Source organism: Modestobacter altitudinis, assembly GCF_005930475.1.
Taxonomy (GTDB): Bacteria; Actinomycetota; Actinomycetes; order Mycobacteriales; family Geodermatophilaceae; genus Modestobacter; species Modestobacter altitudinis.
This window is the reverse complement of the sequence record NZ_SJEW01000057.1, coordinates 23,807-33,704: the sequence shown is the minus strand read 5'-3', so window position 1 is coordinate 33,704 and position 9,898 is coordinate 23,807. Positions and strand designations below refer to the sequence as shown.

The 9,898-nt window shown below is 74.8% G+C and carries 10 protein-coding genes; 5 read left to right on the top strand and 5 right to left on the bottom strand.

All coding sequences use genetic code 11. The annotated features are described in order from the left end of the window. Positions 1–521: YbhB/YbcL family Raf kinase inhibitor-like protein (locus tag FHL79_RS18430; RefSeq protein WP_138760035.1), on the top strand; the 521-nt coding region annotated here is incomplete at its 5' end. A 30-nt stretch (positions 522–551) separates the two neighbouring features. On the opposite strand, the gene FHL79_RS18425 is transcribed toward FHL79_RS18430, so the two are convergent. After that, positions 552–1,388 (bottom strand): GNAT family N-acetyltransferase, encoded by an 837-nt coding sequence (locus tag FHL79_RS18425; protein WP_138760034.1) that lies wholly within the window; start codon positions 1,386–1,388, stop codon positions 552–554. Between the two features lie 91 nt (positions 1,389–1,479). Here FHL79_RS18425 and coaA point away from each other — a divergent pair, with 91 nt between their 5' ends. The 3 genes from coaA (at position 1,480) to FHL79_RS18410 (ending at position 3,835) form a co-directional block, all read left to right on the top strand. Beyond that, entirely contained in the window at positions 1,480–2,442 is a 963-nt protein-coding gene (gene coaA / locus FHL79_RS18420; protein ID WP_138760033.1) for a type I pantothenate kinase, read from the top strand. Positions 2,443–2,608: 166 nt separating this feature from the next. Next, on the top strand, positions 2,609–2,800 hold the full coding sequence (locus tag FHL79_RS18415; protein WP_138760032.1) for a DUF5999 family protein: 192 nt from the start codon (positions 2,609–2,611) through the stop codon (positions 2,798–2,800). A gap of 78 nt (positions 2,801–2,878) precedes the next feature. Continuing rightward, entirely contained in the window at positions 2,879–3,835 is a 957-nt protein-coding gene (locus tag FHL79_RS18410) for an LppW family protein (protein WP_138760031.1), read from the top strand. Positions 3,836–4,063: 228 nt separating this feature from the next. On the opposite strand, the gene FHL79_RS18405 is transcribed toward FHL79_RS18410, so the two are convergent. Next, positions 4,064–4,870, bottom strand: coding sequence for a hypothetical protein (locus FHL79_RS18405; protein WP_138760030.1), 807 nt, complete (start codon positions 4,868–4,870; stop codon positions 4,064–4,066). Positions 4,871–5,020: 150 nt separating this feature from the next. Between FHL79_RS18405 and FHL79_RS18400 the strand changes: the two genes are divergently transcribed. Then, complete coding sequence (locus FHL79_RS18400; protein WP_171058233.1) at positions 5,021–5,401, top strand: nuclear transport factor 2 family protein; 381 nt, start codon at positions 5,021–5,023, stop codon at positions 5,399–5,401. Positions 5,402–5,416: 15 nt separating this feature from the next. On the opposite strand, the gene gcvP is transcribed toward FHL79_RS18400, so the two are convergent. From gcvP to FHL79_RS18385, 3 genes are all read right to left on the bottom strand, one after another. Beyond that, positions 5,417–8,428, bottom strand: coding sequence for an aminomethyl-transferring glycine dehydrogenase (gene gcvP, locus FHL79_RS18395; protein WP_218938511.1), 3,012 nt, complete (start codon positions 8,426–8,428; stop codon positions 5,417–5,419). Between the two features lie 148 nt (positions 8,429–8,576). After that, entirely contained in the window at positions 8,577–9,146 is a 570-nt protein-coding gene (locus tag FHL79_RS18390; protein ID WP_138760028.1) for a MerR family transcriptional regulator, read from the bottom strand. Positions 9,147–9,343: 197 nt separating this feature from the next. Further along, complete coding sequence (locus tag FHL79_RS18385) at positions 9,344–9,835, bottom strand: bifunctional nuclease family protein (RefSeq protein ID WP_138760027.1); 492 nt, start codon at positions 9,833–9,835, stop codon at positions 9,344–9,346. Between the last annotated feature and the right edge of the window lie 63 nt (positions 9,836–9,898).

The window sequence follows — 9,898 nt, the reverse complement described above, 5'->3', positions numbered from 1 at the left end:
CGCCCGACCCCTACGACTTCCTCCCGCAGGTCCCCTCGTTCGCCCTCGAGAGCAGCGACATCGGCCATGGCGAGCGCCTCCCCACCCCGCACACCAGCGGCGCGATGGGGGTCCCGGGCGGCGAGGACCGGTCCCCGCAGCTGAGCTGGTCCGGCTTCCCCGACGAGACCAAGGGCTTCGCGGTCACCGTCTACGACCCCGATGCCCCGACCACGAGCGGCTTCTGGCACTGGGCGGTCGCCGGGATCCCGGCCTCGGTGACCGAGCTGGCCAGCGGCGCGGCCAGCGACGGCCTGCCCGCAGGTGCGGTGCAGCTGCGCAACGACGCCGGGTTCGCCGGGTACGTCGGTGCGGCACCGCCCGCCGGACACGGCACCCACCGCTACTACGTGGTGGTGCACGCGCTGGACACCGACGACCTCGGGGTTCCGGCCGAGGCGAGCCCGGCCTACCTCGGCTTCAACCTGTTCGGCCACACCCTCGCCCGCGGGACCATCGTCGCGGAGTACGACGTCGAGTGACCCGACGTCCCGCTGGGCCGGTCCGCCGGCTCAGCGGGACGGGCGCTCCGCCAGGCAGGTGGTGCCGGCCCGGGCGAACCCGGCCCGCTCGTAGACCCGCGCCACGTCGTCGTCGCCGGCGGACAGGAACACCAGGTCGGCGGTCTGCCGGGCGTGCTCGACCAGCGCCGAGGTGAGCCCCGCGCCGAGGCCCCGACCACGGAACCGGGGCAGCGTCGCGACCCCGACGACCTCGCTGATCTCCACGCCGTCGACGTCGACCGGTTGGTGCGAGCCGATCGCGACCGGCTGCCCGTCGTCGACCGCGACCATCATCACCGTGCGGCCGGCGGCCACCCGCTCGCGCAGCACCTCCGTGGGCGGGAGCTCCGCCGGTCCCGGGTCGCCGAGGGCGACGTCCGGCGTCCCCCGGCCGGCCGCGGCGGGCACGGGGACCACCGACCCGGGCGAGGCGAAGGCCAGCTCGGCGAGCCGCTGGTACAGCCCCAGCTTCGGGTCGTCGGCCCCCACGAGGTAGAGCCGGACGCCCGCCGGCAGCAGCACCTCGACCGGGTCGTCGGCGACCAGCAGCGGCAGGTCCTCGACGGCCAGCCCCGCGGAGCGGGCGACCCCGGCCAGACCGCGGCACCGGTCGCCCAGCCACTCCAGCGACGCGGGGACGCCGGACCGTTCCTGCAGCGCCACGGCAGCCCGGACGTCGGCGACGGTGACCGCTGCCTCACGTCCCGGGAGCGGCCGTGCCGGGTAGGGCCAGTCCGGCGACCCGATCGGCACGGCCAGCGACCCCACCGTGTGCACCCGGGCGTCCGCCATCGCCGCGAGGGCGAAGTAGCGCTCGATCCGGTCGAGCAGCCCGGGCGACGACACGCTCAGGACCCTAGACGCCGCGGCACCGTTGACGGCCCCGCGCCGACCGAGGACCACCCGGTCGGGGGGTGCGCGGAGCGCGGACGGCACCATGGGCGCCGTGACGGTCGGCACGCGAGCGCAGGTCTCGCCCTTCACCGCGTTCGACCGGGAGTCCTGGCGTGCCCTGGCGGCGGGCTCGGAGCTGCCGCTGGACGCCGCGGACGTGCGGGCGCTGGCGAGCCTGGGCGACCGGATCGACCTCGACGAGGTCGCCACGGTGTACCTGCCGCTGGCCCGGCTGATGCACCTGCACGTGACCGCGAGCCGTCGGCTCTGGTCGGCGCAGACCCAGTTCCTGGGGGCGCGCACGGCGAAGGTCCCCTTCGTCATCGCCGTGGCCGGCAGCGTGGCCGTCGGCAAGAGCACCACGGCCCGGCTGCTGCAGGCGCTGCTGGCCGCCGCCCCGGACACGCCCCGGGTCGACCTGGTGACCACCGACGGCTTCCTGCTGCCCAACGCCGAGCTCGAGGCCCGCGGGTTGCTGGGCCGCAAGGGCTTCCCGGAGAGCTACGACCGGCGGGCCCTGCTGCGCTTCCTCGCCGACGTGAAGTCCGGGAAGCCGGAGGTGAGCGCGCCGCTGTACTCGCACGCCTCCTACGACGTGCTCCCCGGGGAGCGGCAGGTCGTCGACTCCCCCGACGTCCTGGTGCTCGAGGGGCTCAACGTGCTGCAGGCCGGTGGCCGCCCCGACGGCCGGGTGCCGGAGGTGTTCCTGTCGGACTTCTTCGACTTCTCCGTCTACGTCGACGCCGCCGAGCACGACATCTCCCGGTGGTACGTCGAACGCTTCCTGGCCCTGCGGCGCACCGCCTTCTCCGACAGCGCCGCCTACTTCCACCGGTTCGCCGACCTCACCGACGACGAGGCGACGACGACGGCGCGGGACATCTGGCGGGGGGTCAACGAGCCCAACCTGCGGCTGAACATCGCCCCCACCCGCTCCCGGGCGCGGCTGGTGCTGCAGAAGGCCGCCGACCACTCGGTCCGCCGGGTGCTGCTGCGGAAGCTCTGAGCAGGGGCGCTGAGCCGGGCACCGTGGCGCGGCACCACACACTGTGCCAACTCCGCCCGGTGACGTCGTCAGCTCGGCCTCCCGGCGACGCACGTGACCGCGCGCACACTCGGTCCACCGCTCGCGGGCCGATCTGCCCGCCGCCCAGGTCCGACAGGAGACCAGGATGTGTGCCCACGTACGTAGCTGCCCCACCGCCACCGCCGACGACCGGGTGCTCGCCGTGCCCGTCAGCCAGCACCCGGAGCAGGGCTGGACCCTGCTCTGCAACGGCGTCGTGGTCTTCGACGACGACGGGGAGCTGCTCCCCGACGGCCAGGTCGTGCTCGACCGCCGCTGGCAGCTCGCCACCGCCTGACGCCCGGCCGACCACCCAGCGCGAGCGGCGCGCCGGGAACTCTGCCCGGGACGGCGGGATTCCGGGACGCTGGGCTGCATGGTCGGCTCCGGCGCCGCACGCGTCCGCCCCCGGCACCGGCTCACGTTGACGACGACGGTGCTCGCGCTGACCGCCGCCCTGGCCTCGTCGGTCGGCTGGTGCTCGACCGCGCGCGCCGCGGACCCGCACCCCGCGGCGGCCGCACGACCACTCGTGCGGCCGGTGCCGGCCGGTCCGCCGGCGACCCTGCTGCCGGGAGCCGTGCCGCCGGCCCCGGTCCTCGATCCTGCGGCCGGGGTGGCGGTGCTGGCCGCCGCCGAGCAGGCCGCCGGCCGCGTCGGCGGGACGGTGTACGTCGCCGTCCGGGACCCCTCCGGCGCCGAGCTGCTGACCGGCCAGGGAGCCGGGACCCCCGTGCTGACCGCCTCCCTGGTCAAGCTGCTGGTCGTCCAGCAGTTGTTCGCCCGGGACGCCGCCGGGTCGCTGCAGCTCTCCCCCGGAGACCTCGACCGGATGCGCCGCGCCGTCGTCGCCTCCGACGACGGCGCGATGAGCGTGCTGTGGGACCGCTTCGACGGGGCCGAGCTGGTGGTCGCCGCGGCCGCCGAGTTCGGGCTGACCGGCAGCTCACCCCCGGCGCGGGCCGGTCAGTGGGGCGAGGCGGTGACCACCGCGGCCGACACGGCGCTGTTCCTGTCCGCCCTCGCCGACCACCTGCCCGCCGACGACCTGGCCACGCTGACCGGCTGGATGGGGTCCGCTGCGGGTGTGGCCACCGACGGCTTCGACCAGCGGTTCGGGTTGCTCGCCCCCGCGGTGTCCGCCTCGACCGCGGCCGCGGTGAAGCAGGGCTGGATGTGCTGCATCGACTCCCGCCGGCAGCTGCACTCGGCCGGCGTCCTCGCCGACGGCCGGGTCGTCGTCCTGCTCGGCGACTTCCCGACCAGCACCGGCTGGAGCCGGGCCCGGGCAGCGCTGGACTCCGCCGCCCAGGCCGTCGTGGACGGCACCTGAGCCGCGTCCGGCTCGCGCCGTCCCGCCGGCGGGTGCTCGGCCGCCGGGCGTCGACCGGTCGGCCGGTGCTCGAGCTCTGCTCCACATCGGGGGCAGAGCTCGACCGCGCTCGACGGTGACCTGGGGCACTGGGCGTCCGGGGTGTCCGGGGCGGCCGCGACGGACCCGGCGCTGGACTCCGCCGAGGTCGTCGTCAGCAGTACGAGCGCCGACGGCGGCTGTCCTCGTTCAGTCGAAGGAGGCGGCGTCCGCGGCCTGGTCGAGCAGTGCGGTGAACGCGGCGTGGTCCGGCTCGACCCCGTCCTTCCCGGTCTGCGCCAGCATCATCGCGCGCGAGCCTTCCGTCACCACGCCCACCAGACCCGAGTGTGAGCCGGCGGGGGAGGTCATCGCGACCGCCAGTGCGGTGGTCGACCCGCCCCGGGCTGCCGCGTCGAGCTCGGTGACCGACAGGGTCGCCGTCATCCCCCACGGCCCGGTCACGGTCACCTGTGAGCAGGTGTCCAGCAGCTGGTCCACGGGCAGCACCAGCCCCTCGAGCGCCGGCCCCTCGGCGAGGACCTGGACGGTGCGCACCTGGTCGGTCGTCGCGACCTGACCGGCGACCTCCGGCTCCTCGTCCGGGGGCTCCGGGAGGGCGGCCAGCACGTCGGCACAGGCAGCCGGCTCGACAGCCATCCCGTCCGGGAGGTCGCCGGCTCCGTCGCCGTGCCCCCACCAGCCGTCGTGGTCCCAGCCGTGATGACCTGGCCAGCCGTCGTGACCGGACCACCAGCCGGGCAGATCGCCGGGGAGCGCGACGACCTCGGCACCGGGGCCGAACGCCGTCTCGGGCAGCAGCCCTGCGGCCAGGTCGCCGGCGGGTGCCTCGGTGGTCTCCGTGGCCGGGCTCGCGCTCTCCGTCGCCGCCGCCTCGCTGACCCCGACCGGGCCGGCCGTGCCGGCCGCCGGCTGACTGCCGCACGCGGTCAGCAGCACCGCCGCCCCGGCCACCAGCACCCCGCCCGACACCGACCCCCGCACCGACGTCCTCATGCGGGGATGGTCCACCCTCCGCAGGCGTCCCGTCGACCCCTCACCGGCCCGCCGTTGCCGGACCGAGTCCAGGGCCGGCCGCGAGTCACCGGGGCGGGGTCGGGTAGCCACAGCGGACGGGCGCCCCGCCCGGACCGGGAGGAGCACGAGATGAGCGCTGTGCGCGAGAGCTTCGAGCAGGCCCTGCACCACCTCGACGAGCAGGGCGACGCCGGGCCGATGGTCGAGCTGACCGCGCCCGACGCGGTCCTCACCAAGCTGGACCGTCACCACGAGGCGACCGGGCCGGAGGGCGCGCGCGGCTTCTGGGACGACTACCGGTCGGTGTTCGACACGATCTCCACCGAGTTCACGCGCACCGTCGACGACGACCGCGGGTCGTCGCTGGAGTGGACGTCCCGGGGAACGCTCAGCGGCGGCGGTGAACTGACCTACAGCGGGGTCATCGTCATCGACGTCGACGGCGACCAGGTCACCGGCGTGCGCACCTACTACGACTCCGCGGCGTTCCTCAGCCGGGCGGCCGGCTGACCCGCCGGCCCTTCCTCACGCCTGGGCGCCCACCACGTCGGCCGCCGTGCCGAGGTCGTCGGGGGCGCCCTGCGCGCGGGAGGGCTCGGCCGCCACCGGCGGGTGCGCCTCGTGCGGCTCCTCGAACGCCTCCGGCGCCGGGCAGGAGCAGACCAGGTTGCGGTCGCCGTAGGCACCGTCGATCCGCCGGACCGGGGCCAGGTAGGTCCGCCCGACCAGCCGCGGCACCGGGTACACGGCCGTCTCGCGGGCGTAGGGGTGGTCCCACTCCCCCGCCAGCATCTTCAGCGTGTGCGGCGCGTTGCGCAGCGGGTTGTCGGTGCTGTCGTACTCGCCGCCGGCGACCTTCTCGATCTCCTCGCGGATGAGCACCATCGCCTCGACGAAGCGGTCGAGCTCCGCCTTGTCCTCGCTCTCGGTCGGCTCGACCATCAGCGTGCCGGCGACCGGGAAGCTCATCGTCGGCGCGTGGAACCCGAGGTCGATGAGCCGCTTGGCGATGTCGTCGTTGGTGACGCCGGTGGCCTTGGTCAGCGGCCGGATGTCGAGGATGCACTCGTGGGCGACCAGGCCGGTGGCCCCGGTGTAGAGCACCGGGTAGTGCGGGCGCAGCCGCTCGGCGACGTAGTTGGCCGCGAGGATGGCGTGCTCGGTGGCCTGCAGCAGCCCGTCGGGGCCCATCAGCCGCAGGTACGCCCAGGAGATCGGCAGGATGCCGGCCGAGCCGAAGGGCGCGCCGGAGACGGCCGGGCCCTGACCGCCGGTCTCGACCAGCGGGTGGCTGGGCAGGAAGGGCACCAGGTGCTCCCGGACGCCGATCGGGCCGACGCCGGGGCCGCCGCCGCCGTGCGGGATGCAGAAGGTCTTGTGCAGGTTGAGGTGGCTGACGTCGGAGCCGAACAGGCCCGGCCGGGCCAGGCCGACCAGCGCGTTGAGGTTCGCCCCGTCGACGTAGACCTGGCCGCCCGCGTCGTGCACGGCGGCGCAGATCTCCTGCACCTCCACCTCGAACACCCCGTGCGTCGACGGGTAGGTGATCATGATCGCGGCGAGCCGCTCGGCGTGGGTGTCGACCTTGGCGCGCAGGTCGGCCAGGTCGACGTTGCCTGCCTCGTCGCAGGCCACGACGACGACCCGCATGCCGGCCATCACCGCGCTGGCCGCGTTGGTGCCGTGCGCCGAGGACGGGATCAGGCACACGTCGCGGTGGCTCTCGCCGCGGGAGTGGTGGTAGCTGCGGATCGCCAGCAGGCCGGCGAACTCACCCTGCGAGCCGGCGTTGGGCTGGACGCTGACCGCGGCGTACCCGGTGATCTCCGCCAGGCCGGTGCAGAGCTCGTCGATGAGCTGGGCGTACCCGCGGGCCTGCTCGACGGGGGCGAAGGGGTGCAGGCCGGCGAACTCCGGCCAGGTGATCGCGGCCATCTCGGTGGCGGCGTTGAGCTTCATCGTGCACGAGCCCAGCGGGATCATCGTGCGGTCCAGCGCCAGGTCCTTGTCCGACAGCGAGCGCAGGTAGCGCAGCATCGCCGTCTCCGAGCGGTGCTGACGGAACACCGGGTGGGTGAGGAACGCCGTCCGGCGGCGCAGCTCGGCCGGGAAGGACGCCTCCCCCGCCTCGTCGACCAGGGTGTCGTCGGTCGCGACGCCGAAGGCCTCGGCGACCAGCCGCAGGACGGCAGGGGTGGTCGTCTCGTCACAGGCGACCGCGACGGTGTCGGCGTCGACGAGCCGGAGGTTGACCCGACGCTCTGCGGCGGCGGCGACCACGTCGGCAGCCCGGCCGGGGACGGCGACGGCGAGGGTGTCGAAGAAGTCCGCGTGCACCAGGCCGAGCCCGCCGGCACGCAGCCAGCCGGCCAGCACCTGGGCGCTGCGGTGCACCCGGGCGGCGATCGCGGTCAGCCCCTCCGGTCCGTGGTAGACGGCGTACGCGCCGGCCATCACCGCGAGCAGCACCTGGGCGGTGCAGATGTTGCTGGTCGCCTTCTCCCGGCGGATGTGCTGCTCGCGGGTCTGCAGCGCCAGCCGGTAGGCGACGTCACCGTCGGCGTCGACGGAGACGCCGACCAGCCGGCCGGGGAGCTGGCGGGCCAGCCCCTCACGGACCGAGAGGTAGCCGGCGTGCGGGCCGCCGTAGCCCATCGGGACGCCGAAGCGCTGGGTGGTGCCGCAGGCGACGTCGGCGCCCCACTCCCCCGGCGCCTCGAGCATGGTGAGCGCGAGCAGGTCGGCCGCGACCACGACCGCCGCACCGGCCTCGTGCGCGGCGGCGGCGAGCGCCCGGTGGTCGCGGACCGCGCCGCTGGCGCCGGGGAGGGCCAGCAGGACGCCGAACGCGCCGGCCGCGGGCAGGTCGGTGGGCCAGCCGGCGGACAGGTCGGCCACGTGCAGGCCGATGCCGAGCGGCTCGGCCCGGGTGCGCAGCACCGCAAGGGTCTGCGGCAGGGTGTCGGCGTCGACGACGAAGACCGCGTCGGACTTCGCCCGACCCGCCCGGCGGACCAGCGTCATCGCCTCGGCCGCGGCGGTGGCCTCGTCCAGCATCGACGCGCCGGCGACCGGCAGCCCGGTCAGGTCGGCGACCATCGTCTGGAAGTTGATCAGGGCCTCGAGCCGACCCTGGCTGATCTCCGGCTGGTACGGCGTGTAGGCCGTGTACCAGGCGGGGTTCTCCAGGATGTTCCGCTGGATGACCGCCGGGGTGAGGGTGCCGCTGTAGCCCAGCCCGATCATCGAGGTGAACACCTCGTTGGCCGCGGCGCGCTCGCGCAGCTCGGCGAGGACGGTCGCCTCGTCCGCGGCGGCCGGGAGGTCGAGCGGGGTGCGGTCGCGCACGCCCTCGGGCACGCACGCGTCGGCCAGCGCCTCCAGCGAGGAGTGACCGACGACGGCCAGCATGGCCTCGGTGTCGCCGGAGCGGGGGCCGATGTGCCGGGCCGCGAACGACCCCTGCGTCGACAGCGCGGAGAGTGCGGGGAGGGCCCCGGTCAGGAGACCGTCAGAGCCAGGAGTTCGGTCGGCCACTGGCGCCACGCTACAACACTGTCGGCCTCTCGGCCGACACCGCGATCAAGAGCCGATCCCCCCTCGCGGAGCCGCTTCGTCGCACCTTCGCAGGCCCCCTCCGGGGGCCACTCGGCACGACCGGACGTAGTTGCCTCGTCTGCGCCGTTCAGGCGGAGGCGGCGCGGCGGCGACGGCGCTGCGACAGCTCGTCGTCGGAGTGCGGGGCGCCGTCCAGCCGCTCGGCGGGCAGCTCGGCGAGCTCCCCGGACAGCTCGCGGAGGGCTCCGGAGACGGCGATCCCGAACACGCCCTGACCGCCGGCGAGCAGGTCGACGACCTCCTCGGCGGAGGTGCACTCGTACACCGTGGCGCCGTCGGACAGCAGCGTGATGTGGGAGAGCTCCTTGATCCCGCGGGTGCGCAGGTGGTCGACGGCCTTGCGGATGTTCTGCAGCGAGACGCCGGTGTCCAGCAGTCGCTTGACGACCTTGAGGACGAGGATGTCGCGGAAGGAGTACAGCCGCTGGGTGCCCGAACCGGTGGCGCTGCGGACGGACGGGGCGACCAGCCCGGTGCGGGCCCAGTAGTCCAGCTGCCGGTAGGTGATGCCGGCGGCGGCGCAGGCCGTCGGGCCGCGGTAGCCGACCGTGTCGCTGTCCACGTCGTCGTAGGGGAAGTCCCCCACCGCTGCATCGCTGAACAGCTGACCCTGCGAACCGTTGTCCTGGTCGCTCACGGGCTCTCCTCGCTCTCAGCACCCAGCAGCTGGGCCGCGCCGGCTGTCGCCGGACCGGTCACAGCGCGCGGCCCCGGGAGTTCCACGCAGGTGATTCGCTGAAGGTAGGCCCGGGCCGGGGAACCGGTCAACCGAGGGGGGCGGCGTGTCGGGCGGCTCACCCCCGTCGGGTGAGCCGCTGACCTGCACGCCGACCGTCAGGACCCGCCGCCGCCCGAGCCGGACCCGGCGCCGAAGTCCTCGGGGCTGATGTTGTCCAGGAACTCCCGGAACTTCTCGACCTCGTCCTCCTGCTCGTCGGGGATCTCGATGCCGACCTCGTCGAGCAGGGCCTCCGCGCCGTAGATCGGCGCCCCGGTGCGGACGGCGAGGGCGACGGCGTCCGACGGGCGCGCGCTGACCGTGCGCTCGTCACCGAACACCAGCTCGGCGATGTAGATGCCGTCGCGCATCTCGGTGATGTGCACGGCCTCCAGGTTGGCGCCCAGTGCCCGGACCACCTCGCGCAGCAGGTCGTGGGTCATCGGCCGCGCCGGCCGGACGCCTTGCTGCTCGAAGGCGATGGCGGCCGCCTCGGCCGCACCGATCCAGATCGGCAGGTAGCGCTCCCCCTGGGCCTCCTTGAGCAGCAGGATGGGTTGGTTGCCGGGCAGTTCGACCCGGACGCCGACGACTCTGAGCTCCTGCACGTCTGGCTCCCCTCCGCTGGAGTCCCTCGCCGGGTCCTCCGTGGTGCACTGCTGTGCCCGTCT

Excerpts from the sequence above, each read along its gene's own strand:
- coaA (WP_138760033.1), top strand. The coding sequence starts at position 1,480 with ATGGGCGCCGTGACGGTCGGCACGCGAGCGCAGGTCTCGCCCTTCACC.
- FHL79_RS18415 (WP_138760032.1), top strand. The coding sequence starts at position 2,609 with ATGTGTGCCCACGTACGTAGCTGCCCCACCGCCACCGCCGACGACCGG.
- FHL79_RS18410 (WP_138760031.1), top strand. The coding sequence starts at position 2,879 with ATGGTCGGCTCCGGCGCCGCACGCGTCCGCCCCCGGCACCGGCTCACG.
- FHL79_RS18405 (WP_138760030.1), bottom strand. The coding sequence starts at position 4,870 with ATGAGGACGTCGGTGCGGGGGTCGGTGTCGGGCGGGGTGCTGGTGGCC.
- FHL79_RS18400 (WP_171058233.1), top strand. The coding sequence starts at position 5,021 with ATGAGCGCTGTGCGCGAGAGCTTCGAGCAGGCCCTGCACCACCTCGAC.